The organism is Aeromonas sp. SCS5 (assembly GCF_001887375.1).
Taxonomy (GTDB): Bacteria; Pseudomonadota; Gammaproteobacteria; order Enterobacterales; family Aeromonadaceae; genus Aeromonas; species Aeromonas jandaei.
Genome location: NZ_LFCS01000004.1, coordinates 36,765 through 62,499, shown reverse-complemented (window position 1 = coordinate 62,499; position 25,735 = coordinate 36,765). Strand labels below are relative to the sequence as shown.

General features: G+C 60.0%; 19 protein-coding genes. 12 read left to right on the top strand and 7 right to left on the bottom strand.

Annotation, left to right across the window (positions count from 1 at the left end):
* The first annotated feature begins 135 nt into the window (after nt 1-135).
* On the top strand, nt 136-1,170 hold the full coding sequence (locus BS300_RS05890) for an adenosine deaminase (RefSeq protein WP_071911447.1): 1,035 nt from the start codon (nt 136-138) through the stop codon (nt 1,168-1,170).
* A gap of 113 nt (nt 1,171-1,283) precedes the next feature.
* Here the strand turns inward: BS300_RS05890 and BS300_RS05885 are convergent, their stop codons facing one another.
* The 4 genes from BS300_RS05885 to BS300_RS05870 form a co-directional block, all read right to left on the bottom strand.
* Nucleotides 1,284-2,270 (bottom strand): zinc-binding dehydrogenase, encoded by a 987-nt coding sequence (locus BS300_RS05885; protein WP_071911445.1) that lies wholly within the window; start codon nt 2,268-2,270, stop codon nt 1,284-1,286.
* 159 nt (nt 2,271-2,429) lie between these two features.
* Nucleotides 2,430-3,539, bottom strand: coding sequence for an alkene reductase (locus BS300_RS05880; RefSeq protein WP_071911443.1), 1,110 nt, complete (start codon nt 3,537-3,539; stop codon nt 2,430-2,432).
* A gap of 241 nt (nt 3,540-3,780) precedes the next feature.
* Complete coding sequence (locus tag BS300_RS05875; protein ID WP_071911441.1) at nt 3,781-5,316, bottom strand: TerC family protein; 1,536 nt, start codon at nt 5,314-5,316, stop codon at nt 3,781-3,783.
* Nucleotides 5,317-5,600: 284 nt separating this feature from the next.
* Nucleotides 5,601-6,527 carry a cation diffusion facilitator family transporter gene (locus BS300_RS05870; RefSeq protein WP_041209386.1) on the bottom strand — a complete coding sequence of 309 codons (927 nt, stop codon included), beginning with the start codon at nt 6,525-6,527 and terminating at the stop codon, nt 5,601-5,603.
* A 166-nt stretch (nt 6,528-6,693) separates the two neighbouring features.
* On the opposite strand from BS300_RS05870, the gene BS300_RS05865 reads away from it, so the two are divergent.
* The 6 genes from BS300_RS05865 to BS300_RS05840 all read left to right on the top strand — a co-directional run bounded on the left by BS300_RS05865 (nt 6,694) and on the right by BS300_RS05840 (nt 15,613).
* The gene (locus BS300_RS05865) at nt 6,694-9,750 is read left to right on the top strand and encodes an FAD-binding and (Fe-S)-binding domain-containing protein (RefSeq protein ID WP_071911439.1); all 3,057 of its coding nucleotides are present in this window, start codon (nt 6,694-6,696) and stop codon (nt 9,748-9,750) included.
* Nucleotides 9,750-10,238: a hypothetical protein gene (locus BS300_RS05860; protein WP_071911437.1), complete on the top strand. Its 489-nt coding sequence runs from the start codon at nt 9,750-9,752 to the stop codon at nt 10,236-10,238. Before BS300_RS05865 ends, BS300_RS05860 begins: the two co-directional genes overlap by 1 nt.
* 109 nt (nt 10,239-10,347) lie before the next feature.
* Nucleotides 10,348-10,833: a hotdog fold thioesterase gene (locus BS300_RS05855; protein WP_071911435.1), complete on the top strand. Its 486-nt coding sequence runs from the start codon at nt 10,348-10,350 to the stop codon at nt 10,831-10,833.
* Between the two features lie 156 nt (nt 10,834-10,989).
* The gene (locus BS300_RS05850) at nt 10,990-12,885 is read left to right on the top strand and encodes a DEAD/DEAH box helicase (protein ID WP_041209390.1); all 1,896 of its coding nucleotides are present in this window, start codon (nt 10,990-10,992) and stop codon (nt 12,883-12,885) included.
* A 327-nt stretch (nt 12,886-13,212) separates the two neighbouring features.
* The gene (locus BS300_RS05845; RefSeq protein ID WP_071911433.1) at nt 13,213-13,695 is read left to right on the top strand and encodes a molybdopterin-dependent oxidoreductase; all 483 of its coding nucleotides are present in this window, start codon (nt 13,213-13,215) and stop codon (nt 13,693-13,695) included.
* Nucleotide 13,696: 1 nt separating this feature from the next.
* Entirely contained in the window at nt 13,697-15,613 is a 1,917-nt protein-coding gene (locus BS300_RS05840) for a bifunctional diguanylate cyclase/phosphodiesterase (protein ID WP_071911431.1), read from the top strand.
* Nucleotides 15,614-15,692: 79 nt separating this feature from the next.
* On the opposite strand, the gene BS300_RS05835 is transcribed toward BS300_RS05840, so the two are convergent.
* The 3 genes from BS300_RS05835 to BS300_RS05825 all read right to left on the bottom strand — a co-directional run bounded on the left by BS300_RS05835 (nt 15,693) and on the right by BS300_RS05825 (nt 18,786).
* On the bottom strand, nt 15,693-17,015 hold the full coding sequence (locus BS300_RS05835) for a Na+/H+ antiporter family protein (RefSeq protein ID WP_071911429.1): 1,323 nt from the start codon (nt 17,013-17,015) through the stop codon (nt 15,693-15,695).
* Nucleotides 17,016-17,297: 282 nt separating this feature from the next.
* Nucleotides 17,298-17,966: a ribonuclease T gene (gene rnt / locus BS300_RS05830; protein WP_041209394.1), complete on the bottom strand. Its 669-nt coding sequence runs from the start codon at nt 17,964-17,966 to the stop codon at nt 17,298-17,300.
* 97 nt (nt 17,967-18,063) lie between these two features.
* Nucleotides 18,064-18,786 (bottom strand): phosphatase PAP2 family protein, encoded by a 723-nt coding sequence (locus tag BS300_RS05825; RefSeq protein ID WP_071911428.1) that lies wholly within the window; start codon nt 18,784-18,786, stop codon nt 18,064-18,066.
* A gap of 221 nt (nt 18,787-19,007) precedes the next feature.
* Between BS300_RS05825 and BS300_RS05820 the strand changes: the two genes are divergently transcribed.
* The 5 genes from BS300_RS05820 to accD all read left to right on the top strand — a co-directional run bounded on the left by BS300_RS05820 (nt 19,008) and on the right by accD (nt 25,734).
* Entirely contained in the window at nt 19,008-20,129 is a 1,122-nt protein-coding gene (locus BS300_RS05820; RefSeq protein WP_071911426.1) for a 4-phosphoerythronate dehydrogenase, read from the top strand.
* Nucleotides 20,130-20,299: 170 nt separating this feature from the next.
* Complete coding sequence (locus tag BS300_RS05815; RefSeq protein WP_071911425.1) at nt 20,300-21,316, top strand: aspartate-semialdehyde dehydrogenase; 1,017 nt, start codon at nt 20,300-20,302, stop codon at nt 21,314-21,316.
* Between the two features lie 269 nt (nt 21,317-21,585).
* The gene (locus BS300_RS05810) at nt 21,586-23,781 is read left to right on the top strand and encodes a FimV/HubP family polar landmark protein (RefSeq protein ID WP_071911423.1); all 2,196 of its coding nucleotides are present in this window, start codon (nt 21,586-21,588) and stop codon (nt 23,779-23,781) included.
* Nucleotides 23,782-23,941: 160 nt separating this feature from the next.
* Nucleotides 23,942-24,751, top strand: coding sequence for a tRNA pseudouridine(38-40) synthase TruA (gene truA, locus BS300_RS05805; protein ID WP_033115966.1), 810 nt, complete (start codon nt 23,942-23,944; stop codon nt 24,749-24,751).
* A gap of 119 nt (nt 24,752-24,870) precedes the next feature.
* Nucleotides 24,871-25,734: an acetyl-CoA carboxylase, carboxyltransferase subunit beta gene (accD, locus tag BS300_RS05800; protein ID WP_041209398.1), complete on the top strand. Its 864-nt coding sequence runs from the start codon at nt 24,871-24,873 to the stop codon at nt 25,732-25,734.
* Nucleotide 25,735 lies beyond the last annotated feature (1 nt).

The following is a 25,735-nucleotide window of genomic DNA, read 5'->3' as shown; positions in this document are numbered from 1 at the left end:
TTTGTGACGCCATTATAAATCTGTTTGATGACAAGTCTCCCCTGTCTTGCAACTTGAGCGCACAATAAGCATGAAGTCGGGGCAATCGTGTGGAGGGGTTGCCCTCGGGATCTGGTCGCTGATGGAGCCGTCGCCATGGATAACCCTATTGCCGAACACTTTATAGCCGAATTGCCCAAGCTGGAGCTGCACCTTCACATTGAGGGCACCCTCGAACCCGAGCTGATGTTCGAGCTTGGCAAACGCAACAATGTGCCGCTGCCCTGGCCCGACGTGGCCAGCGTGCGCGCCGCCTATGACTTTGACTGCCTGCAATCCTTTCTCGACCTCTACTATCGCGGTGCCAGTGTGCTGGTGACCGAGCAGGACTTCTTCGACCTCACCTGGGCCTATCTTGAGCGGTGCGCCGCCGACAAGGTGGTGCATGTGGAGATCTTCTTCGACCCGCAGACCCACACTGCCCGCGGCATCCCCTTTGCTACCGTGCTCGGCGGTATCGAGCGGGCGCTGCAGCGCGGGGAGCAGGAGTTTGGCATCAGCTGGCGCCTTATCATGAGTTTTTTGCGCCACCTGAGTGAGGAGGAGGCGTTCGCTACGCTGGTAGAGGCTATGCCCTTCCTGTCACGGATCCACGGCATCGGCCTCGACTCGGGTGAGAAGGGCAATCCGCCCAGCAAGTTTGCCCGGATTTTTGCCAAATGCCGCGAACTGGGGCTGCCGGTGGTGGCCCATGCGGGCGAAGAGGGGCCTGCCGACTACATCTGGCAGGCGATCAACGAGCTGCAGGTGTGTCGCATTGATCACGGGGTGCGCTCGGCCGACGATCCCGAGCTGCTGCGCTATCTGGCCGATACCCGGTTGCCGCTCACCGTCTGCCCCCTCTCCAACACCCGGCTCAAGGTGTTTGACCAGATGGCCCACCACAATGTGCTGCGGCTGCTGGAGCAGGGGATCTGCGTCACCATCAACTCCGACGATCCCGCCTACTTCGGTGGTTACATGGGGGCCAACTTTGCGGCGCTGGCGGACGATCTCGGTGCCACTGCGGATCAGCTCTGCCGTCTCTCGCTCAATGCGGTGGAGGCGAGCTGGCTGAGCTTGGCCGACAAGGCGCGGCTGACCCGTGATATTCGCACGCATGCCGCCCGCCACGGGGTGCAGCTGCACTGAGTCAGGCATCAATGCCGTCGATATGAAATGCAGTTGATTTAAAAAGAGGCTCGCCATCACTGGCGGGCCTCTTTCGTTTCAATGGTCGGTGTGATTATCGAGGAAGGTCAGCGCTATGCCACCCGCACCAGAAACTTCTCGCCCTGTCCTTCGCGCTTGAAGCGCTCGAGCAGGGTCGGCAGTGACTCAAAGTCGCCGACCATCAGCGGCGGCAGGGTCAGCTCGCCGCTCGCCATCTGCTCCATCATGGCGACACCGGCGGCGACCAGTCGGCTCCACTGTTTGTCCGAGCCAAAGGCGTGCTGGGCACCCAGTGCAATCTCGTGCAACGAGTGGCAATGGGCAAAAGCGGGTAGCGGATTGTGCGGGATGCGCCCGAGCACAGTCACCATATGGCCGTAGTAGCCAAGGGTAGGCAGCAGGCTCTCTGCCTGTTGGCTCGAGACCAGATCGATGATCCCCTCGAACGGCTCGCTGCCGTTGGCGGCCTGCAAGGTGGCCAGCCAGTCGGGATCCCGATAATCGGCCACCCCCTGCACCCCGATCTGTTTGAGCCACTGATGGTGGCGTGGACTGGCGCTGGCAAATACCCGCGCCCCCTGCTGGAGGGCGAGCTGCACCGCAAAGCGGCCGACGCTGCTGCCGGCGCCGGTGATGAGCAGCGCTTCCCCGTGCAGGCGCGGCAGCTTGGCCAGTGCCTGCCAGGCGGTGAGACCGGGACAGGGCAGGGCGGCGGCCGCCTCGTCGCTCAGGGCATCGGGTACCGGCAGCAGGGCGCGTGCCGGCACTTTGGTGTGGCGGGCAAAGCTGCCGTGGTGGCGCAGATCGGTGTGGTAGGCGACCCGGGCGCCGAGACGCAGATGGCTGACGTTGGCGCCGAGCGCCACGATCGTGCCCATGCCATCGACGCCGGGCACCTGACCGTCCTGCCAGTTGGAGTGGCCATATTCGATCAGCTTCCAGTCCACCGGATTGAAGGCGATGACCCGGTTGGCCACCACTACCTCATCGGGGCCAAGGGGGGAGAGCGGGAGGTCGGCGAGGGTGAGCTGCTCCGGTTCACCCGGGGCATGCCAGCACCAGGCTTGGGTGTGATTCATGATGACTCCTTGCGAAACAGTGGGGAGAGCTTGATGAGATTATTGCAACAGCAAGACAGTAAAAATTCCACTGTTGCAATTGCGCAACAATACGGCAGGCCCCAACCTGTGGGGCCTGCTTAACGTGGTTTGCTGGCCATTGGCAAGCAACGGCCGGTTTTATGCGTCATCGGCCTGATAGGTCGGGTAGTCAGTCAGCCCCTTCTCGCCACCGCCAAACAGGGTGGCCGGATCGTGGGGGGCCAGCGGATAGCCGTGGCGCAGCCGCTCCGGCAGGTCCGGGTTGGCGACGAAGGGGCGGCCAAAGCCAATCATGTCGGCCCAGCCCGCCTTGAGGGCGGCGCGCGCCCGCTCGCCGTCATATTTGCCGGCATAGATCAGGGTGTTGGGGAAGGCATCGCGCAGACCCTGCTTGAAGTTCTCCGGCATCAGGGGGGCATCGTCCCAGTCCGCTTCGGCGATGTGCAGGTAGACCACGTTGAGCTGGCCCAGCAGGCGGGCGGCCGCCAGATAGGTCTCCTGCGGGTTGGCATCCACGGTGCCGTTGAGGGTGGTGAGCGGCGCAAGACGCACCCCGACCCGGTCAGCCCCGATCTCGCTGCAGACCGCTTCGGTCACCTCTTTGAGAAAACGCAGCCGGTTCTCCAGCGAACCGCCGTAGCCGTCGGTGCGGGCGTTGGACTCGGAGTCGAGGAACTGGTTGATGAGGTAGCCGTTGGCGGCGTGCAGCTCGATGCCGTCAAAACCGGCGCTGATGGCGTTGCGAGCCGCCTGACGGAACTGGCCCACTACCGCATCGATATCGGCCTGGGTCATGGCGCGCGGGGTGACGGTCTCGACAAAACCGGGGGCATCGCTGCCGTTATCGACAAACACCTTGACGCCGACCGCGGGCAGGGCCGAGGCCGAGATGGGCTGGGCGCCGCCGATGTTGTCCGGATGGGTGACCCGACCGACGTGCCAGAGCTGGGCGAAGATGGTGCCATGTTTGGCGTGAACGGCGTCGGTCACCCCCTTCCAGCCGGCGATCTGATCGGCGCTGTAGATACCCGGCGTCCAGGCGTAGCCCTTGCCCATGGGATCGATCTGGGTGCCCTCGCTGATGATAAGGCCGGCACCGGCACGCTGGGCGTAGTAGGTGGCCATCATGGCGTTGGCCACATCACCGGGCTGACTGGCACGGGAGCGGGTCATGGGGGGCATGACGATGCGGTTGGCAAGGTGCAGCTGACCCAGTCGCTGCGGGCAAAACAGGTGATCGTGGCTCATCTTGAGTTCCTCATGGTGGGATTGAGGGTGACTCTAGCCGCCAATAGCGTTGCAACAAAGAGGGGTAATTGCACCATTGAATTGCACTGCATGCAGCAATCGCGATTGGAAGGGAATGAACGTCGCGGCGGATGGCTGGCGGGGCCAAGCGGGCGCCGCAATCGGTGCATCATATGCAAAGGAAAGGCGAATAAAAAAAGAGGGCTCACAGGCCCTCTTGTCATGGTGGTTTTACGCAGGATTAGCCAGCGACCGGCATCACCCGCACCCGCTCGATGCGCCGCTCGCTCACCTCCAGCACCTCGAAGTTGAGCGCCTGCAGTTGCAGCTGCTGGCCCGGGGTGGGCAGGGTGCCGAAGTGGGAGAGCAGCATGCCGGCCAGGGTCACGTACTCGTCGCTCTCGCTCACCAGCCCCTCGTGCTCCAGCACCTGCTCCACATGGTGGATGTTGGTGCTGCCATTGATGAGCCACCCTTCGCCATCGCGGATCATGTCTGGGGTTTCATCTTCATCCGGCAGTTCGCCGACAATCGCCTCCAGCAGGTCGTGGGTGGTGACCAGACCCTGGATCACGCCGAACTCGTCGGCCACCAGAATGAGGCTCCCCTTCGCCTTGCGCAGCTCCGCCAGCAGCTTAATCACGTTGATGGTCTGCGGCACGATAATGGGGTCGTTCTGCTTGGCCAGCGCGCTTAAGGATTGCCCTTCGTTGAGGGCAAACAGCAGGTCGCGCGCCTTGACCACGCCGATCACCTCGTCCAGATCCCCGTCACAGACCGGGAACAGGCTGTGGGGTTCGCGTTGCAGCAGGATGCGGATATCCTCGCTGGAGTCGTTGATATCGATCCAGGCCATCTCGGAGCGCGGCGTCATGATGGTGCGGATGGAGCGCTCGGCCAGCGACAGCACGCCGGTCACCATGTAGCGCTCCTCCTCGCCAAAGCTCACCGGTGCGGCGGCCGGGGCATCCAGATCGTCATCCGGTCGGTCCTGATACGCCTTGCTCCCCATCAGCTTGAAGATGGCTGCGGTGGTGCGCTCGCGCAGCGGCTGTTTGGCTTCGTGGCGCATGGCGCTGTGCTGGGCCAGCTGGTTGAAAAACTCAATCAGCACCGAGAAGCCGATGGCCGCGTAGAGGTAGCCCTTCGGAATATGGAAGCCGAAGCCCTCCGCCACTAGGCTGAAACCGATCATCAGCAGGAAGCTCAGGCAGAGCACCACCACGGTCGGGTGGGCGTTGACGAAGCGGGTCAGCGGCTTGGAGGCGAGCACCATCACCACCATGGCGATGGTCACGGCGGCCATCATCACACCGAGGTGTTCCACCATGCCGACGGCGGTGATGATGGAGTCCAGCGAGAAGACCGCGTCCAGCACCAGAATTTGGGCGATCACCACGCCGAAGCTGGCGTAGGCGCCGACCGGGCCATCATCGTGAGGTTTGGCCTCCAACCGCTCGTGCAGCTCGGAGGTTGCCTTGAACAGCAGGAAGATACCGCCCCCCATCAGGATCAGATCGCGACCGGAGAAGGGGTGATCCCAGATATGCAAAATGGGGGTGGTGAGGGTGACCAGCCACGACATCACGCTCAAGAGCACCAGCCGCATCAGCAGGGCGAGGCCAAGGCCGAGTACGCGCGCCTTGTCCCGCTGGGCGGGGGGCAGCTTTTTCACCAGAATGGCGATGAAGACCAGGTTGTCGATCCCGAGCACGATCTCGAGAATGATCAGGGTAAAAAGACCGATCCAGATGTGGGGATCCAGCAGCAATTCCATTATGTGACCTCAAAAAAACAGACAGAGCGAACAGTGAACAGGGCTAGCGAAAGCCGCAGCAGCAAGGCAATGGCGTTATTCAGAGGCGCTGGTTAAGCAGAAACAGATAGCTTTTGACGGGAAGAAACGAAGGGCAACTTCGGGGATTGTCCATGATGGGCAATAAAACCTCGGGTTAAAAATGAGCCCTGATGATAGCGGCTGGCGCCAATTTGGCAAGTGGGCGGTGTCGGGATGTGACGCAGCCGGTGGAGGCTGGCAGGCAGCCTCCACCGGTTATCGGGTTACAACCAGCGCTTTTCGCGGGTGAAACAGACCGAGAGCCAGGCATCGCCCAGGGTGTCGCCGAGGCGGGACCAGAGCTCCTGACGCAGGGCATCCTGCCGCTCGACGGGCCACTCCTGACCCGGGGCGACCAGAATGTTGAGTTCGAGATCGAAGCGGCGACCACTTTTCGCCAGATGGCTGTAGCACTCGACGCCGTGACGCTGGCGCAGCGCCTCGACTTCGTTCTCGACCAGCTGGGAAACATCCCCTCTGGGGGCGATTTTCAGCACTTCCCGCAGGTTGCGACCGAGCACCTTGATGGGAATGAGGGTGGCGCAGAGGGCCAGCAGTGAAACCAGCACCGGGTCGATATAGCGGTTGTATTGGCCGTAGCCGATGGCATCGAGGCCGATGGCAACCACGAAACCGATAAGCAGGGTGGCACTGAGCAGGGTATCCACCAGCCACTCCTTGGAGTCTACCCGCACCAGTTCGGAGTCAACCTGCTCGGCGACCTGGGCTTCAATCCGGTAGAGGATGGCGCAGAAGAAGGTGGAGACAACGGCATAGATGAGGGCATGACCGAGATCGATCTCCCGTCCCCCTTCAAACAGGGTGGTGAGGCCGTTGTAGAGTGCCGCCAGACAGAGCAGCAGAATAATGGAGCCATTGATGACGTTGGCGATAGGCTCGAAGTGCGCATAGCCATACTGGAAACGGTCATCGGAGGGGCGGGTGACGAGGTAGGCGGTGACCAGACCGAGGCCCGTCATGCCCATGCTGAACAGGGTAAAGATACCATCGAGCATGATGGCGTTGGAGCCAACGAACAGGCCGTAGCCGATGCCGAAGATGGCGAAAGTGATGCAGCCAAACAGCGACAGGGTGAGCGCCTGCTTCTCTGTGGTGACCAGCGTACTGATAACATGGCTGTGGTGAGCCATAAGAGTCCTCCTTTCAAATGGTTAATATTGCTACGCGCAAGCGGTTTTCGAGCTGATATACTGCCCGCTCACATGTGAGCGGACTGGCCTGATTACCATTGACGGGCGATGGGTCAGTCGTAGTCGCCGGGGTGCCGGCATCAAGCAAATAAGGGAACAAGGATTCATGATCCCGAGACTCGATTACCAGGACAGTTTGTCACCCACAACCCTGTCGTTCCTAGAGTTGCTAGGGCGCAGCGCCTTTCGTGGTGATATCGAAAAGTCTTATGCAAGCCGGTTGGCGATGGCGACGGACAACAGCGTCTATCAGGTAGTACCTCAGGCGGTTCTCTATCCGCGCAGTGCGGACGACATAGCAGTGATGCTCAAGCTGGCGGCGGAGCCGGCGTACCACACTCTGAGTTTTTTCCCTCGCGGTGGCGGTACCGGCACCAACGGTCAGTCATTGGGCGGCGGCATTATCGTCGATCTCTCCCGTCATATGAACCAGATCATGGAAATTAATCTGGAAGAGGGGTGGGTGCGTGCCCAGGCCGGGGTGGTGAAAGACCAGCTCAACGCCTATTTGAAACCCCACGGCTACTTCTTCTCGCCGGATCTTTCCACCTCCAACCGCGCTACCCTGGGTGGCATGATCAACACCGACGCCTCGGGGCAGGGCTCGCTGGTTTACGGCAAAACCTCGGATCACGTGCTTGGCCTCAAAGCCGTGCTGGAGAATGGTGACCTGATGGCGACCGAGCCGCTGACCGGTGAGCGACTTGCCGACAAGCTGGCGCTGGAGAATCGGGAAGGGGAGATCTATCGCACCCTCTATCGTATCGGCAAGGAGCGCCGCGCCGACATCGAGGCGACCTTCCCCAAGCTCAACCGCTTTTTGACCGGTTACGATCTGAAGCACCTCTATCAACCTGATACCGATACGCTGGATGTCAGCCGGGTGCTGTGCGGATCTGAAGGGTCTCTCGGCTTTATCACCGAAGCCAGACTCAACATCACACCCATCCCGCGCTACCGCACCCTGGTCAACGTCAAATACGACAGCTTCCCCTCCGCCCTGCGCAACGCCCCCTTTATGGTTGAGGCCCAAGCGCTGTCGGTGGAGACTGTGGACTCCCGGGTGCTCGGGCTGGCCCGCGCCGACATCATCTGGCATTCGGTGAAAGAACTTATTCAGGATGTGCCCGGCAAGGATCTGCAGGGGCTCAACATCGTCGAATTTGCCGATACCGACGAGGCTGCGCACAAGGCCAAGGTGGCGGAGCTCTGCCGCCGTATCGACGCGCTGCTGGCCAACGGTGAAGCCGGGATCATCGGCTATCAGGTGTGTGACCACCTGCCGAGCATAGAGACCATCTACGCCATGCGCAAGAAGTCGGTGGGGCTGCTCGGCAACGCCGAAGGGCGCAAGAAGCCGGTGGCGTTCACTGAAGATACCGCGGTGCCGCCAGAGTCGCTGGCCGATTTCATCATGGAGTTTCGTGCTTTGCTGGACGCCCACGGCCTTGACTACGGCATGTTTGGCCACGTCGATGCCGGTGTGCTGCATGTGCGACCGGCGCTCGATTTGTGCGATCCCGAACAGGAGGTGCTGCTGCGGCGCATCTCCGATCAGGTGGTGGCCCTTACCGCCAAATATGGCGGCCTGATGTGGGGTGAGCACGGTAAGGGCTTTCGCTCCGAATACAGCCCCGCCTTCTTTGGCGAGCTGTGGGAAGAGCTGCAGCGGGTCAAGGGGGCGTTCGACCCGGCCAACCGCATCAACCCGGGCAAGATCTGCGTCCCCTATGGCTGCGATGCCGAGCTGGTGTCGGTGGATGGGCCCAAGCGCGGCAAGTATGATCGCCAGATCCCGGTGGCGGTGCGCGAGAGTTATACCCGGGCCCTCGATTGCAACGGCAACGGTCTCTGCTTCACCTTCGAAACCGACTCCCCCATGTGTCCCTCGGTTAAAATAAGCCGCGACCGCCGTCACTCACCCAAGGGGCGGGCCGGCCTGATGCGCGAGTGGCTGCGTCAGTTGGCGGAGCAGGGGTTCGATCCGTTGGCGGAAGAGGTGGCACTTCACTCCGGCGGCGTGCGCTTCAAACAGCTGGTGGACAAGGTGCGCAACAGCTGGGCCAAACAGCGCGGCGAGTATGACTTCTCCCACGAGGTGATGGAGGCGATGGCTGGCTGCCTTGCCTGCAAGGCGTGCACCAGCCAGTGCCCGATCAAGGTGGATGTGCCCGATTTTCGCGCCCGCTTTATGCAGCTCTACCACGGTCGCTACCTGCGCGCGCCCAAGGATTATTTCGTCGGCACCGTTGAAAGCTATGCGCCGCTGCTCGCCAAAGCGCCGAAGCTGGTCAACTTCTTCCTGGAAAAAGAGTGGGCCCAGAAGGCGGCTGAAAAGGGCATCGGCATGGTCGATGTGCCGCTCTTGAGCGTGCCGACTCTGGCAGAGGAACTGCGTGATAACCGCGCCCGTTACTTCGACCTGCCGGGTCTGGAGGCCATGACTCCCGAGCAGCGCCAGAAGGTGGTGCTGATCGTGCAGGACCCCTTCACCAGTTATTACGATGCCCCCGTGGTGCGGGATCTGGTGAAACTCGCCAGCAAGCTCGGGTTCCAGCCCTACCTGCTGCCCTTCAAGCCCAACGGCAAGCCCCAGCATATCAAGGGGTTCCTGCGCGCCTTTGCCCGCACCGCGGCGAGCAGCGCCCAGTTCCTCAACAAGATTGCGGCGCTCGGCATTCCCATGGTGGGGGTGGATCCGGCCATGGTGCTCTGCTATCGCGACGAGTACGCCAAGGCGCTGGGGCCGGCGCGCGGTGATTTTCAGGTGATGTTGCCGCAGGAGTGGCTGCTCTCGCTTCCGGCCGACGTGCTGCCGAAACGTGAAGATCAGACTGCAGAGCCCTGGTATCTCTTTGCCCACTGCACCGAGAAGACTGCCAAGCCCTCGACCCACGGCGACTGGGGTACCCTGTTTGGCCGCTTTGGCGCCAAACTGCAACCGGTCTCGGTCGGTTGCTGCGGCATGGCGGGCACTTATGGCCACGATGTCAAACAGGTGGAGAACTCCAAGGGAATTTATGGGTTGAGCTGGGCCGAACCGCTGGCCCGTTTGCCACAGGATCGCTGTCTGGCTACCGGTTATTCCTGCCGCAGTCAGGTCAAACGGATGGAGGGAGAGAAGATCAAACATCCGCTGCAAGCCCTGCTGGAGCTGCTCTGATGCTGCGATTTCCCAAGCGGTTTCGGGTGCCGAAAGCCTATCGGCACCCGCGTTTCTTGTTGTTGCCCGCCACCCCCGCTCAGGCGGTGGTGGAGTTTGTCGCCATCCTGCGCGAGCGCGAGCAACTCCATCAGCTGTTTCGGCCAAACGATCTCTGGCCCTCCGCCAATTTCAGCCTGAGTCAGCACGAAGGGGATCTGGAGTGGCAGCAGTCGGAGTTTCTGGCCAAGCGCTCGTTCGCCTATGGCCTCTGGAGTCCGGATCGGGAGCCGCAATTCTGGGGCGGGGTTTATCTCTACCCTTCGGTACTGCCGGAAGTGGAGGCGGAGCTCTTTTTCTGGAAGGTGGCCGAGGCTCCCATCAGTGATGAAGAGTTGGAAGGACTGCTGCGCGACTGGCTCGCCAACGTGTGGCAGTGGTCAGAGCCCCGCTTGCCGGGTCGGGAGATGCCCTGGGCCGAGTGGCCCGGCGTCACCTACCCCTGGTAAGGGGGCCGGTTTCAGGTTTTTTCCTGCCCCGGCTGCTGGCCGGGGCAGGCTTGTTGTGCAATGCAGTGATGCTCCATTTTCCCCATGCAATTGAAGGAGTTCTCTTTTCATGAGTCAGGAATCATCCCCCATCTGGCGCAGACCCATGAGCCTTGAAGGGCTCAACGCTAGCTCCCGTAATACCCTGATGGCCCACCTCGATATCATCTATACCGCCTTTGGCTCCGACTGGCTGGAGGCCACCATGCCGGTGGATCACCGCACCCACCAGCCGCTCGGTATGTTGCACGGTGGTGCCTCTGTGGTGCTGGCAGAGACGCTGGGATCGCTCGCGGCCAATATGGCGGTCGGGCCTGACAGCTATTGTGTGGGTCTGGAGGTGAACGCCAACCATCTGCGAGCCAAGCGGGAGGGGGTGGTAACGGGGCGCTGCTCGCCACTGCATCTGGGGGCGACGACTCAGGTGTGGCAGATAGAAATTCGCGATGAACGTGGTCGTTTATTGTGCACCAGCCGGTTGACCATGGCGGTGCTCAAGCACAAGCGGGGCAAGGACTCCGGAGAGGAACGATCTGCAATAACGCATCATGAGTGAAAAATAAGCAAGCTTAACTCGCAAGATCCCTCTATAATTGCCAACGTCTTGAGAGGCTTATCACATTTTTCAAGACAGCAGAACAAAGTGGCGCTATAATCGCCGCCTTTTTGCTATTCCGCGGTGTTAGCCGCCTGCCTTAATCTGGAAGAATCTATGTCTGATACCGAACAACTGCCCCTTTTTAGTGAGCTTGGACTGGCCGCGCCTGTATTGAAAGCGCTGCAGGACGTGGGCTATGAGCGCCCGTCCCCCATCCAGGCCGCAGCAATTCCCCACCTGATGGCGGGCCACGATCTGCTGGGGCAGGCGCAAACCGGTACAGGGAAGACCGCTGCTTTTGCCTTGCCTCTGTTGTCTCGTCTGGAAGCTGGTAACCGCAACACCCAGATCCTGGTGCTGGCGCCGACTCGCGAACTGGCTCTGCAGGTGGCTGAAGCGTGCCAACGCTATGCCCACCACATGCCTGATTTCCACGTGCTGCCCATCTACGGTGGCGCCTCCTACGAAACCCAGACCCGCGCTCTGCGTCGCGGTGCTCAGGTTGTCGTCGGTACTCCGGGCCGCGTGATGGATCTGATCCGTCGCAAGAACCTGGATCTCTCCGGTCTGAAAGCTCTGGTGCTGGACGAAGCGGACGAAATGCTGCGCATGGGCTTCATCGACGACGTGGACTGGATCATGGATCAGTGCCCGGCCGGTCGTCAGGTTGCGCTCTTCTCCGCCACCATGCCGGAGCAGATCCGTCGTGTGGCCCAGAAGCACCTGAAGCAGCCCAAAGAGATCAAGATCGCCTCCAAGACTGCTACCGCCACCACCATCCGCCAGCGTTACTGGCAGGTGACCGGTCTGCACAAGCTGGACGCCATGACCCGTCTGCTGGAAGTCGAGCCTTACGAAGCTCTGCTGGTGTTTGTGCGTACCAAGAACGCCGCTGAAGAGCTGGCTGGCAAGCTGGCCGCTCGTGGCCACGCCTGTGAAGCGCTGCACGGCGACATCCCGCAGAAGCTGCGTGAGCGTACCGTTGACAAGCTGCGTCAGGGCCAGCTGGACATCCTGATCGCCACCGATGTGGTTGCCCGTGGTCTGGACGTTGAGCGCATCACTCACGTAGTGAACTACGACATTCCGTACGACACCGAATCCTACGTTCACCGTATCGGCCGTACTGGTCGTGCCGGTCGCAAGGGCGAGGCCATCCTGTTCGTGGCTCCGCGCGAGCGCCGCATGCTGCGCGCCATCGAGCACGCAACCCGTCAGGCCATCGAGCCGATGAAGATGCCGAGCACCGAGGACATCAACCAGCACCGTCTGGCCAAGTTCAAAGAGCGTATCCGCGAAACCATGATGGGCGAAGAGCTCGAGATCTACCACAACCTGGTAAACGAGCTGATCGAAGAAGATTCTGCCGATCCGCTGGAGCTGGCTGCCGCACTGGCCAAGCTGGTACAGGGCGACCAACCGCTGCTGCTGGATGACTCCATCCCGGATCCGCTGTTCAACAACAGCAACGATCGCGGTGGCTTCGAGCGTCGTGACTTCAATGACCGTGGCGGTCGTGACTTCGGTGACCGTGGCGATCGTCCGGCCCGTCGTATGCCTTCCCTGGAGCCGCGTCCGCTCAAAGACAACCCGGATGTGGAGATGGAGCGCTACCGCGTAGACGTGGGTGCCCATCACGGCGTCAAGCCGGGCCAGATCGTGGGCGCCATCGCCAACGAAGCGAACATCGAGAGCCGCTTCATCGGCAACATCGACATCGCTGACGACTTCTCCACCGTCGATCTGCCCAAGGGCATGAGCGCCGATGTGCTGGAAGTGATCAAGAAAGCCCGTGTTTGCCAGCGTCCGCTGCAGATCACTCGCTACACCGAAGTGCCGGCCGGTGGCAACACCAGCAGCCGTCCGCCGCGCGGTGATCGTCCGTTCCGTGGCGACCGTCCTTTCAACAAGGATCGCCGTCCGCAGGGTGACCGTCCCTTCAACAAGGATCGCCGTGAAGGCGGTTTCGACAAGGGTCGCAAGTTCGGTGGCAAGCGCCGCGATAGCTAATCCCTGATTGGTAATGCCAGAAGGCCGCTCATTGAGCGGCCTTTTTTATGTTTTCCTGATGGTGCTTCGCCATAGCGAATCGAGGGTGCACAACTCACTTCGGTGATAGAAACGAGAGCCAAAAGGGCATTATTTTTTTGTTAAACGGTTGTGAGTGATAGGGGAGTGGTGTCATCCTGTCTCAGGACATTGAGGTCGTAGTCAATAAGGTGTGCCTCTGCTTGTGTTGTGTGGCTGCGACTTTAGTCGGTATCCCCTCTCTTTCGTTTGCATATGGCAGAAGAGAGTACGATTAATAAACTGAACACAATGACATGGAGGTTCATCATGACCGGATGGTTTGGCAGAGTGCTGTTGTTGTCTGGGTGTCTCGTATCAAGCGTGGTGCTGGCAGACGATGCGTTTCTGACGATTAAGGGTGATGGGTGTTGCAATGGCAAGGGGCAGATTAGTCTGACCCGGGCCGAGTTTGAGGCACTGCCGCAAAGCGAAGTGACCACCAAAACGCCCTGGACCGAAGGCAGTCACACTTACCGCGGGGTGCTGCTGCGGGAGCTGGTGAAGAAATACGGCCTAAAGAGCAGCGAAGTGAAGGCGATAGCCGTCAATGATTACTGGGCTGCCGTGCCTGTCGAGGATGGTGGCAAGTATCCTGTGCTGGTTGCCGAGAAGCAGGATGGCAAGCCGCTGACCCTGCGCAACAAAGGACCTCTCTGGATTATCTACCCGCTCTCTGATTACCCCGACCTGAACAAGGAGCTCTATCACAGCCGCATGGTGTGGCAGCTGATTGGGCTAGAGAGCAAGTAACATGCTGCGCGGCAAGTTTGTCAGCCTGATCCTGATGGTGACTGCCTTTTTGGGGGTCGCCATCTGGTCGGTCTGGAACTATGACCGCGCATTCAATGCAGTGACTCGCTATACCCAGTTGTCAGCCTGGGCGTTGGCACAGTTGGAGTTGGAAGTTCACGGTTTTGGCGAATCACTCCAGCTTTATCGCGCCAGCTCGGTGAGTCAGGAGGAGATGAACAAGCGGTTTGACATCGCCTGGAACCGACTTGATGTTTTCCTGCATGGTGAAGAGGCAAAGCCGGTCAGGTCTCGCTTTGGTGCTGCCCAAGCCGCGGGGCAGCTGATGTCGCTGTTTGAAGAGTACGAACAGGATGTGGTGAGCGGAACGCGCGATTCGACCCGGTTAGCTCGTTTCTCGATAGAACTCGATCGCGATCTGGCGGCTATTCGTGATGTCATGGTGAAGAACTTTACCGGCCCCTCTGCCATTGCTCAGCGCGAACTGCTCAATGAGTCGCGTACCCAGAATTTTGCCATTCTCGCCTTTCTGATGTCGGCAACTATGGTGATGCTGGTGATGCTGTTTCGCGAAGTGCGTCACCAGCAGTTTCTTGCGTGGAACGATCCCCTGACCCGTCTCCCCAATCGGGCGGCGCTTATCAAGCACCTGAAGTTGCGGGCAGCCTATCGTGGCGGCGGCAGCAGTATCACTGTCTGCCTGGTGGATCTGGGCCACTTTCGTGAAGTGAACGACAGCCTGGGATATGAGATAGGGGATGGGCTGCTGAAACAGCTAGCCGAACGGATTCATAGCGTGGCGGCACCAGGTATTTTTGTGGCCCGCACCGGCAGCGACGAGTTTGCCATCATTATCTCCGGCGCCATGCCGACCTATCTGCGTTTCCCCTTTCTGGAGCAGTTGCGCACCGAGTTGGCCGATCTGGCCTTTGCGGCAGATCCGGCGCACCGGGTCAGGGTCTTTATGGGGGTGAGCCAATACGCTCGTCCGGTACATACTCCGGAAGAGATGCTGCTGTTTGCCGATATCGCCCTCGATAGTGCCAAGCGCCAGCGGCTTCATCGTTCAGTGGTCTTCTCCCGAGCCATGCATCAACACTACCTGCGCAACCGCCGCCTCTCGACCGAGTTGCGTGAATTGATCCAGAGCCCCGAGTGCCAGCAGCTCTGCCTCTACTATCAGCCGATAGTGCGTGGTCAGAGTGCTGTCCGGCTGGGGGCCGAGGTGCTGATCCGCTGGAATCATCCGGAATATGGCTTTATTCCGCCGCTCGATATCATCGCGCTGGCAGAGGAAAACGGTCTGGGAGAGGCGCTGGGGCTCTGGATTTTCCACCGTTTGCAGCGTGATCTTTCCATCTTCCCGCAAGATCTGGTGGAGTTGCTGGAGATCTCGGTCAACCTCTCCAGCTCCATGTTCAATATGGGGCTGGCCGCCAATGTAGAGGAGAGGATGAGTGTCGGTCCGCTCGGGTTACAGCAGTTGATCGTGGAACTGACCGAGACCATAGCGCTGGATGATATCGAGCTGAGCAAGCAGATCATCGCCTCATTGCGCCACATCGGGGTGCGGGTGGCGCTCGATGATTTTGGAACCGGCTGGTCCTCATTCTCATATCTGCGTGAGCTCTATTTCGACAAGCTGAAGATTGACCGCTCCTTTATCACCGCCATCGACAACGATACCCGGCAAGCACTCTTTGTTGAGGCTATCACCTCGCTCTCTCATCAGCTGGGGGTGCGCGTCGTGGCCGAAGGGGTGGAAAACAACGACGAACTCAAGGCGGTGCTGAGCATAGGGGTAGACGAGATCCAAGGGTACTTCTACTCAAGGCCGTTGACCTTGCAGGACTTTCTCCAGTTCTGCCACCGCTACTTTGTAAATCGCGCCATCATGCAGGAAGTGGCGCTCGGGTAGAGCAGCAAACAGCTTGCCATCAGCAACAAAAAGGCGGCCAACAGGCCGCCTTTGCTATCTAGACAGTGCCATTTTCAGATCAGAGCACCATGGCGGCAATCCAGCCGAAGATAACCAGCGGGATATTGTAGTGGATGAAGGTGGGCACCACGCTGTCCCAGATATGGTCGTGCTGACCATCAGCGTTAAGGCCCGATGTGGGGCCGAGGGTTGAGTCCGAAGCAGGCGAGCCTGCATCCCCCAGCGCACCGGCGGTACCGACCAGCGCGATGATTGCCATGGGAGAGAAACCCAGCTGCAGGCAGAGCGGCACATAGATGGTGGCGATAATGGGCACGGTGGAGAAGGAGGAACCGATCCCCATGGTGATGAGCAGACCCACCAGCAGCATCAGGAAGGCGGCAATGCCTTTGTGCTGACCGATGGAGCTGGAAACGACCTGAACCAGACTTTCGACGCCGTGAGTCGCCTTCATGACGGCGGCAAAGCCGGCGGCGGAGATCATGATGAAGCCGATCAGCGACATCATGCGTACCCCCTGGGTGAAAGCATCCTGGCTCTCGCGAAACTTGATGACGCCACCGCAGGTGAAGATGACGAAACCGGCCAGCGCACCCAGCACTATGCTGTTGGTCGTCAGCTGGAGACCAAGTGCGACACCGATAGCCAGCAGGGCAACCCAGATATGGTTGAGATTGAGCTCAACGGTTTCCGGCTCGGCTTCCAGGATCTTGGCCAGGTCATACTGGCGGGGTTTGCGGTAACTGAAGAACACTGCAATCAACAGGCCCAGTACCATGCCACAGCCCGGGATGGCCATGGCCAGCGGGATCTGGCTGGAGGTGATCGGCACACCGTTATCGATGAGGTTTTTGGCCAGAATATTGTTCAGGAAGATGCCGCCAAAGCCGATCGGCAGCACCATATAGGTGGCTGTCAGGCCGAAGGTGATGACACAGGCCACCTGACGACGGTCGATCTGCATCTGCGCCATCACGTGGAGGAGAGGTGGGATCAGGATCGGAATAAAGGCGATATGCACCGGGATGATGTTTTGCGAGGAGATGGATACTGCCAGAACGGATGAGAGCAGCAGGGTCTTGACCCACAAAATACGGCTGCTGCTGGCATCCTTGCCCAGCTGGCTGATCACCTTGCTGGCCAGCAGGTCGGTGATCCCGGAGCGGGAGATGGCGACCGCAAAGGCCCCGAGCATGGCGTAGGAGAGCGCGATCTCGGCGCCGCCACCCAGACCGCCGCTGAAGGTAGTCAGGGTATCGGTCAGGGAGAGCCCGCCGACCAGACCGCCGGCAATGGCGCCCAGCGCAAGTGAGACCACCACATTGATCCGCAGCAGACTGAGTACCAGCATCAGCCCGACTGCGATAACAACTGGATTCATTTGATTTCCTTATGTTTGTTATTGCTGTCTGTCATGTGAAGGGGAGTTAGTTTGCGAAAAATGTGACAAATGTCGAGAAAAAAATCGGTCAAAACTGGCTTCTGACCAAGGTCATCTGCAACAAAGTTGATCGGGGATGGTATTTGCCCTTCGTGCATTATGACCCCCATCTTGCAATCGTGCGGGAATCGCCTGGGGGAGAAAGCAGGCGGGGAAGGGGTAATAGAGGAAAAGAGAGTCAAAGCACCATAAAGAAAGGCTGCCTGCGGCAGCCTTTGCAACTTATTCCAGATCCTCATCTCCGGAGGCTGAGTCGCTATCCGGCCCGACTGGCGGCCAGCCGCCCATGCTCTTCCAACGGTTGACGATATGGCAGAAGAGGTCGGTGGTCCGCTCGGTATCATAGAGAGCAGAGTGAGCCTCTTTGTTGTCAAACGGAATGCGGGCGCTCTGGCACGCCTTGGCCAGCACGGTCTGGCCGAGCGCCAGCCCGGAGAGGGCGGCGGTATCGAAGGTGGCGAACGGATGGAACGGATTGCGCTTGAGGCCAGCCCGCTCGGCTGCCGCCATCACGAAGCCGTGATCGAAGGTGGCGTTGTGGGCCACGATAATGGCGCGGCTGCAGTCGCTCTCCTTCATCCCCTTGCGGATCCCCTTGAAGATCTCGGTCAGCGCCTCTTTTTCAGAGACAGCTCCGCGCAGCGGGTTGAAGGGATCGATACCGGTGAACTCCAGAGCGGCACGCTCCAGATTGGCACCTTCGAAAGGCTCCACATGAAAATGGAAAATCTGATCGGGCAGGAGCCATCCTTGCTCATCCATTTTCAGGGTATAAGCCGCGATTTCGAGCAGGGCATCGGTTTTGGCGTTGAAGCCGGCTGTTTCAACATCGATGACGACGGGGTAAAAACCACGAAAACGGCCCTTGAGGGTATGAACTGCGTCGGTCATGGGATCTCGGTCAGCATAAAATGAGGCGGCATTATGGCAAAAAAGCGCAGGCTTGTCCCCATCCCGCAAGAGGGAGCCTTGCGGGACAAGCGATGGCTCAATATCTGTGCAGCCACCAGCGAGCGGCCAGCAGCGCCGTGATGCTGCCGAGAATGGCGCTGGCCAGCACATCGGTTGGCCAGTGCATGCCGATCACCATGCGTGACAGCCCTATTCCGAGAGCCCAGAGCGGCAGTAGCCAGACCCCTGCCGGTGCGCGAGCCAGCCAGATGAGGCCAAAGAACTGGGCAAGGCTCATGGCGGCGATGCTGTGGCCGGAGGGGAAGGCGTAGTTCACCTCCTTTTGCCAGTGATTGCCAAGCCACTGGGGCAGCGCCAGCAGCTGGCTGGCTGCGTGTACCTGTTCGCTGCGCACGTCGGTACTAGCTGCGTAGAAGATTTTTATGGCGGGGATCAGCGATTGGCTCTCCAGCCAGAGCAGATAAGGTCTGGGCTCCTCGGTCAGATGCTTGATGATGCTTTTGATGAGCCAGTCTCCGGCGAGCAGCACCAGCAGCGCGCCGGCCAGAGCAAGCAGGGATGAGCGATCGAGCTGCAGTTTCTGCCTGGTCAGCAGCAACAGCAGCGCGGCGCTGATCCCAATTCCGGGAATATCGACCATGCGGGTGAGGGCATAAGGCCACCAGAGCCAGCCCGATTGCAGCGAGCCGGTCAGAAAGGGTTGCCAGGGGAGGATGGCAAGCAGCAGCAGGGGCAGGATCAAGAGGGTGGTGAACGCGAGCACCTGACTGCGGGAGAGGGAAGGGCTATGGGGCGGCATGATCTCTATCGGCAAGGGTCTGGAAAAAGAGCGCCATTGTGCCACTGCATGGTTTGACGACAAAGCAGACCTGCCCTTCTGTTTACCTCTGCTTACACATTTGGCTGTTCGTTCATCAATTACCCTTGGTCTGCGGTAACCAAGTGCATGTCAGGCTGAAATATTGGCGGGCTTTGGGCTAGAATGGCGCGTCCATGGCGGTTGCCTGCAAAGAGAGCCCGATGAAAATAGTCGTAGATGAGAATATGCCCCACGCCGTGGAGCTGTTTGCCGAGTTTGGTGAAGTGGTTGCCCTGCCCGGGCGTCAGATGCAGGCCAACGATCTGCAGGACGCCGATGTGCTGCTAGTGCGTTCAGTGACCAGGGTGAATGCCGACCTGCTGGCAACCAGCCCCAAACTGGCTTTTGTCGGTACCGCGACCATCGGCACTGATCATGTCGACAAGACTTTGCTGGCTAGCCGCAATATCCCCTTTTATAGCGCCCCCGGCTGCAACAAATATTCGGTGGGGGACTATGTGCTTTCCGCCCTGCTGGTGCTTGCCGAGCGCTACGAGCTTGAGCTCGCAACCATGACGCTGGCGGTGATTGGGGCTGGCAACACCGGCGAGTGCGTGGCCGGCAAGGCCCAAGCGCTCGGCATGCGGGTGCTGCGTTGTGATCCTCCCAAGGCGCGCAATGCCCCTGATGCGGATTTCGTCGACTATCAGACTGCTCTTGGCGCCGATATCGTCAGCTTCCATGTGCCCATTACCCGTGACGGGCCGGATGCGACCTACCATCTGCTGGATGCCGAGCATATTGCTGCGCGCCCCGCCGGGCAGATCCTTATCAACGCATCCCGTGGCGAGGTGTGGGATAACCGGGCCCTGTTGGCGCGTCAGTTGAGCGACAAGCCATTGCGACTGGTGATGGATGTCTGGGAGAACGAGCCGGAGCCATTGGCAGAGCTGGTGCCCCATACCGAAATTGCCACCCCTCACATTGCCGGCTACAGCCTGGAGGGGAAGGCGCGTGGTACCTGGATGCTCTATGAGGCGCTCTGCCGCCAGTTGGGGCGCGAGCCCCGTCAGGATCTGCGTACACTGCTGCCGGCTGCCGATGTGCAGGCGGTGGTGCCCGGACGGGCGCCGGATCAGGCATTGATCAAGCAGCTGGTTCACCTTATCTACGATGTGCGCCGCGACGATGCCCGTTTTCGCGCCCGGCTGGGTATCCCGGGTAGCTTCGATGAGCAGCGCAAACATTATCCGGAGCGCCGCGAGCTATCCTCCCTGCAGATCCAGGGTGAGTTTGCCTGTGACATGCTCGGCGCTGCCGGATTTGATATTTCACACTCATAAGGTGGGTGGACTGTTACGTCCGCACTACTTATTGGCCCCGTTTTTACCAATCCGAGGCAGGTTTGCTCTGCCTCGGATTGGCCATATCAGGCGAGGATGCCCCGCATATCGGAGCCCCGCCGACCATGGCGCCTGCAGGCGCCATAGCCGTTTTATTAGAGGAGAACAGAATGAGCCAGCAGTTTAATGTCGCGGTATTGGGCGCAAGTGGCGCCGTGGGCCAGGCCATGATCGAGATCCTGGAAGAGCGCGAGTTTCCGGTCGCTACGCTCTATCCGCTGGCTTCCAGCCGCAGCGCCGGTGAAACCGTGCGCTTTGATGGCAAGAATCTCGAGATCCTCGATGTCGAGGAGTTTGACTGGAGCGAGGTGCAGATTGCCCTGTTCTCTGCCGGGGCCGAGGTCTCTGCCAAGTGGGCGCCGATTGCTGCCGAGCATGGCTGTATAGTCATCGACAACACCTCCTGCTTCCGTTACGACGAAGATATTCCGCTGGTGATCCCGGAAGTCAACCCGGATGCGCTGGCCGATTTTCGCAATCGCAACATCATCGCCAATCCCAACTGCTCCACTATCCAGATGCTGGTGGCCCTGAAGCCGCTGCACGACGAGGTGGGCATCGCCCGTATCAACGTCGCCACCTATCAGTCCGTCTCAGGCTCCGGCAAGGAGGGGGTGAGTGAACTGGCAGGCCAGACCGCCCAGCTGCTCAATGGTCGCCCGGTCGAGCCGACTCTCTACCCCCAGCAGATCGCGTTCAACCTGATCCCGCAGATCGACAGCTTCACCGACAACGGCTACACCCGGGAAGAGATGAAGATGGTGTGGGAGACTCAGAAGATCCTGGGCGATGCCAGCATTGCCGTGAACCCGACTTGCGTGCGGGTGCCGGTCTTCTACGGCCACTCCGAAGCAGTGCATGTCGAGCTGCACCAGCCGCTCGATGCCGAGCAGGTAAAGGATCTGCTGCGCGCGGCACCGGGCGTGACACTGTTTGAAGAGGAAGGGGACTATCCGACACCGGTGCGTGATGCAACCGGCAAGGATGAAGTGCTGGTTGGCCGCATTCGTCAGGATATTTCTCACCCCAATGGTGTAAATATGTGGATCGTGGCCGATAACGTTCGTAAGGGCGCTGCCACCAACAGCGTCCAGATTGCCGAACTGCTGGTTCGCGACTACCTGTAAGGCCGTATGGCCAAGAGGGAGCACCGCAGGACGGCGGCGCTCCCTCTGAGCAAATAGCGTGGTGTGTGACCGGCACCGCACTGCGGTGTTGCAAGATTCTTTTGCGATATCAACTGATTAAGTTTTTTTCTACACTCAGAGGCAAGTTGGGTGCTAAATGTGTCGGACTGCTGGCTTGCAAGGCGAGCCTGATTTATATTGAACCGACTGTTTTGGGGTAACTATCCAGATTTTTCAATGTGATAGGGCCGTCATACGAAGGAACGAATATGGGACATTCCCGCATAACATTGGCAACGCTACTCGCATTGGGTCTGCTGGGCACCGTTCAGGCTGCAGATTCCTCACGGGAGCCGTTTTTTGTCGAACTGAAAGGCCCTGACGAGCCCGCACCACCCGCTGTCAACAGCCAGCCGCTGGCCCAGCCCGTCGCGCAGCCGGTTCGGGCAACCGCCCAGCCCATCGTCCGTCAGGTGGCAACCGCCAATCCCGCCAGCTATGGCCCGATTCGTCCTACCGATACCCTCTGGAGTCTGGCAAGCAAGTATCGTCCCTCCAGCCGCGTCAGCGTCTACCAGACCATGGTCGCGATCTACGAGAAAAACCCCCGCAGTTTTGCCGATGGCAATATCAACCATATTCTGGTGGGCTCGCGCATTCTGCTGCCCACCGCCGCCGAGGCGAGCGTCATCACCGATGCCGAGGCTCGCGCCAAGTTCCGCAGCGACAACGCCAGCTGGAAAGGGCTGAGCCCCAAATATCTGGCTAACAAACAGGCTCACACGGCTAAACCGGTCGCAGCAAAAGCTGCGCCAGCCAAGCCTGAAGTGGCCAAGGCAGCGCCTGCTCCGCTGCCTGCCGTCAAGGCGGCACCCATTCCTGCACCTGTGACCGAGCCGAAACCGGCTGTCGAGACCAAGGTGGCTGACGCCAAGGAAGTGGCCAAGGTCAACGAGGCGCCGGCGAAAGAGGCCGTTGCACCGGCCCCGAGTGCGGCAAGCGGTACCGCGCCTGCTCCGCTGCCCTCCGATCTGGACAAACCGGTTGGCAAACCTGCTACCGAGATGACCCTGGCGCTGGAAGATGCCAATGCCCAGCTCGCCCAGGTGACCGAGATGAACCACAGGCTCAAGCTGCGCCTGCAATCCCTGACCGAAGAGGTGGAGACCCTCAAGGCTCAGCTGCAGGATCAGACTGCGCTGGAGAAAGAGATTGCCGAGCTCAAGGCCAAGCCGGTGCCGCCCGTGGTGGCAGAGCCCGAGCACAAGCAGAACTGGCTGATGGACTTGCTCTCCTCACCGCTCAATCTGGCGATGATCATTTTGCTGCCGGTGTTGCTGGTGCTGGCGCTGGTGACCCTCTGGCTGCGTGCCCGGGCCCGTCGTGAGCTGGAAGAGCAGGAGAAGAGCCTCTCTGAATCCACCGCAATGATGATGGATCAGGATCACAGCGAGTTTGATGATCTGCTCAGCGTCGATATCACCGACAACGAGCCGGAGCGTCCGCTGCCTGACCTCAACACCCCGGATGGCTTCATGCCGGTTGAGCCGGCGCCGAAGCCGGATGTCGAGCTGGTGTTCAGCGACGAAGGCGAGATGGATTTGCAGGGCTTCGAACCCGAGCGGATGCCTGCTGCTACCAGCCGTGACCCCGATCTGGTGCCGGATCTTGATCTTGCCCATGACGAGCCGATAGCGCTTGCCAATGAGCCAGCCATGGATCTGGCCAGCGAGTTCAATCCCAAGCCCAAAGGCGCCAACGAGATCATGAGTGAAGAGGAGCTGCAGGCTGCGCTCTTCGCCGAGCTGGACGCTGATCTTTCTGCCGATATCGAACCGGAATTGAGTGCGCCGGCTAACGCCGAGCCTGCCGATGATGATCTCGCCAGTTTCGATCTCAGCGATTTCGAAGGCGCCTTTGAGGAGCCGGCTGTCGAGATTGAGGATGAACATGCCATCGACCTGAGCCTGGATGGGGACGCCAGTGCTGACGAGATGCTGGCCGAGCTGGGTCTGGAGCCTGAACCGGTCAAGGCCAGGAAAGAGGCTGAAGCGGATCTGGAGTGGGATCCCAACGAAATGGCGCTCTCCGATTTCGAAGATGCCTTTACCGAGGTCGAGTCGCACCCTGCCGATCTGCAACCCCGCGAGCAGGCACAGGAGAGCGGTTACGTCGAGATCGACAAGCTGCTGGCCGAAGCGGATGCCACCACATCGGAGCCGGAACCCTATCAGGGCTTCTCGCTGGATGTGGGGCTTGACGGTTTCCCCGAAGTGCTGCCGGAGTCTACCGGATTTGATGTGGATGCCGATGATGGCGGCGTTGGTGCCAAGCTGGATCTGGCACGTGCCTACCTTGAAATCGACGACAAGGACAGTGCCCGCGAGCTGCTGCAAGAGGCGGCAGAGCAGGGGAGTGACCATCAGCGCGCCGAAGCGGAAAAACTGCTCAAGCGACTGGGATAATCACATCATCCCGATGAACTTGAACGACAAGGGCAGCCAGCGGCTGCCCTTTTTACTTGTTGCCGTGGCCGGAGCTTGCGCGGATTTTGGGATTTTTGCCGCGAGATGCGTATAATCCGCCCCGTTTCTTTCACTGCTTTACCAAAAGACACCCTTATCCATGCGAATTGCCCTAGGTATTGAATATGACGGCAGCCGGTATTTCGGCTGGCAGCGTCAGCGAGAAGTGATCAGTGTGCAGGAGGAGCTGGAGAAAGCCCTCAGCCGGATCGCCAATCATCCGGTCTCCATCCAGTGCGCAGGACGCACCGATGCCGGTGTCCATGCCACCGGTCAGGTGATCCACTTCGATACCGATGCCAAGCGTGCCGAAGGGGCCTGGACTCTGGGTCTCAACTCCAACCTGCCGCCCGACATCGCCGTGCGCTGGGTCAAGGAGGTGGACGAGGAGTTCCACGCCCGTTTCAGCGCTACCGCCCGTCGCTACCGCTATGTCATCTACAACCACAACTACCGGCCAGCCATTCTCGGCAGCGGCGTCAGCCATTATCACGAGGCGATTGATGCCGAGCTGATGCATCAGGCCGGGCAGTGCCTGCTGGGTGAGCAGGATTTCAGCTCGTTCCGGGCCGTCGGTTGCCAGTCCAAGACGCCGTGGCGCAATGTGACGCACCTCTGCGTCAGCCGTCAGGGGCCCTATATCGTGCTCGATATCCGGGCCAATGCCTTTTTGCACCACATGGTGCGCAACATCACCGGCTCGCTGCTGCTGGTGGGGCAGGGGCTCAAACCGGTGGAGTGGGTAGCCGAGGTGCTGGCTGCCCGGGATCGCAATCTGGCCGGGCCAACCGCCAAAGCGGGTGGCCTCTATCTGGTCGATGTAGATTACCCGGCTGAACTGGCTCTGCCCCGGGTACCGCTTGGCCCGTTGTGGCTGCCGGACTCGGCACCGGGTACGACCAGTTTTTAGTAACTGCGCCCGAAAAATTGTGGTTTAATGACCCGTCATTTGTTGCCATCGAGCTATTAAGTCATTGAACAGACAAGGCTCGATGCGTTTTGTCAGGCACAAAAGCATTAAGGAATTCCATGAGCTGGCTTGAGAAGATTCTTCCCAAGAGCAAGATCACTGCCCCTCGTCGTCACAACATTCCGGAAGGGGTGTGGACCAAGTGCAGTGCTTGTGAACAGGTGCTCTACCGGGCAGAGTTGGAGCGCAATCTCGAAGTGTGCCCCAAGTGTGATCATCATATGCGCATCAGCGCTCGTGCCCGTCTCGAGAGTTTTCTCGACGAGCAGGGCCGCACCGAAGTCGGTGCCGAGCTGGAGCCTCATGATGTTTTGAAATTCAAGGATTCTAAGCGCTACAAGGATCGTTTGTCTGCCGCTCAGAAAGAGACGGGGGAGAAAGATGCGCTGGTGGTGATGAAAGGGACCCTCAAAGGGGTACCGGTTGTCGCTTGTTCGTTCGAGTTCTCCTTTATCGGTGGCTCCATGTCCTCCGTGGTCGGTGCCCGTTTCGTGCGCGCCGTTGAGGAGAGCATCAAGGAAGGTCGTGGTCTGGTCTGCTTCTCCGCTTCCGGCGGTGCCCGCATGCAGGAAGCGCTGTTCTCCCTGATGCAGATGGCCAAGACCAGTGCCGCGCTGGATCGTCTGTCCAAAGCCGGCCTGCCCTATATCTCCGTGCTGACCGACCCCACCATGGGTGGCGTCTCCGCCAGTCTGGCCATGCTGGGCGACATCAACGTGGGCGAGCCCAAGGCGCTGATCGGTTTTGCCGGCCCGCGTGTTATCGAGCAGACCGTGCGCGAGAAGCTGCCGGAAGGGTTCCAGCGCTCCGAATTCCTGCTGGAGAAGGGCGCCATCGATCTCATCATCGACCGCCGCGAAATGCGTAACCGTCTGGCCAGCCTGCTTGCCAAACTGATGAATACTCACGTCATCGCAGAGTGAA

Coding starts and splice junctions, on each gene's coding strand:
- BS300_RS05890 (WP_071911447.1), top strand. CDS start 136: ATGGATAACCCTATTGCCGAACACTTTATAGCCGAATTGCCCAAGCTG.
- BS300_RS05885 (WP_071911445.1), bottom strand. CDS start 2,270: ATGAATCACACCCAAGCCTGGTGCTGGCATGCCCCGGGTGAACCGGAG.
- BS300_RS05880 (WP_071911443.1), bottom strand. CDS start 3,539: ATGAGCCACGATCACCTGTTTTGCCCGCAGCGACTGGGTCAGCTGCAC.
- BS300_RS05875 (WP_071911441.1), bottom strand. CDS start 5,316: ATGGAATTGCTGCTGGATCCCCACATCTGGATCGGTCTTTTTACCCTG.
- BS300_RS05870 (WP_041209386.1), bottom strand. CDS start 6,527: ATGGCTCACCACAGCCATGTTATCAGTACGCTGGTCACCACAGAGAAG.
- BS300_RS05865 (WP_071911439.1), top strand. CDS start 6,694: ATGATCCCGAGACTCGATTACCAGGACAGTTTGTCACCCACAACCCTG.
- BS300_RS05860 (WP_071911437.1), top strand. CDS start 9,750: ATGCTGCGATTTCCCAAGCGGTTTCGGGTGCCGAAAGCCTATCGGCAC.
- BS300_RS05855 (WP_071911435.1), top strand. CDS start 10,348: ATGAGTCAGGAATCATCCCCCATCTGGCGCAGACCCATGAGCCTTGAA.
- BS300_RS05850 (WP_041209390.1), top strand. CDS start 10,990: ATGTCTGATACCGAACAACTGCCCCTTTTTAGTGAGCTTGGACTGGCC.
- BS300_RS05845 (WP_071911433.1), top strand. CDS start 13,213: ATGACCGGATGGTTTGGCAGAGTGCTGTTGTTGTCTGGGTGTCTCGTA.
- BS300_RS05840 (WP_071911431.1), top strand. CDS start 13,697: ATGCTGCGCGGCAAGTTTGTCAGCCTGATCCTGATGGTGACTGCCTTT.
- BS300_RS05835 (WP_071911429.1), bottom strand. CDS start 17,015: ATGAATCCAGTTGTTATCGCAGTCGGGCTGATGCTGGTACTCAGTCTG.
- rnt (WP_041209394.1), bottom strand. CDS start 17,966: ATGACCGACGCAGTTCATACCCTCAAGGGCCGTTTTCGTGGTTTTTAC.
- BS300_RS05825 (WP_071911428.1), bottom strand. CDS start 18,786: ATGCCGCCCCATAGCCCTTCCCTCTCCCGCAGTCAGGTGCTCGCGTTC.
- BS300_RS05820 (WP_071911426.1), top strand. CDS start 19,008: ATGAAAATAGTCGTAGATGAGAATATGCCCCACGCCGTGGAGCTGTTT.
- BS300_RS05815 (WP_071911425.1), top strand. CDS start 20,300: ATGAGCCAGCAGTTTAATGTCGCGGTATTGGGCGCAAGTGGCGCCGTG.
- BS300_RS05810 (WP_071911423.1), top strand. CDS start 21,586: ATGGGACATTCCCGCATAACATTGGCAACGCTACTCGCATTGGGTCTG.
- truA (WP_033115966.1), top strand. CDS start 23,942: ATGCGAATTGCCCTAGGTATTGAATATGACGGCAGCCGGTATTTCGGC.
- accD (WP_041209398.1), top strand. CDS start 24,871: ATGAGCTGGCTTGAGAAGATTCTTCCCAAGAGCAAGATCACTGCCCCT.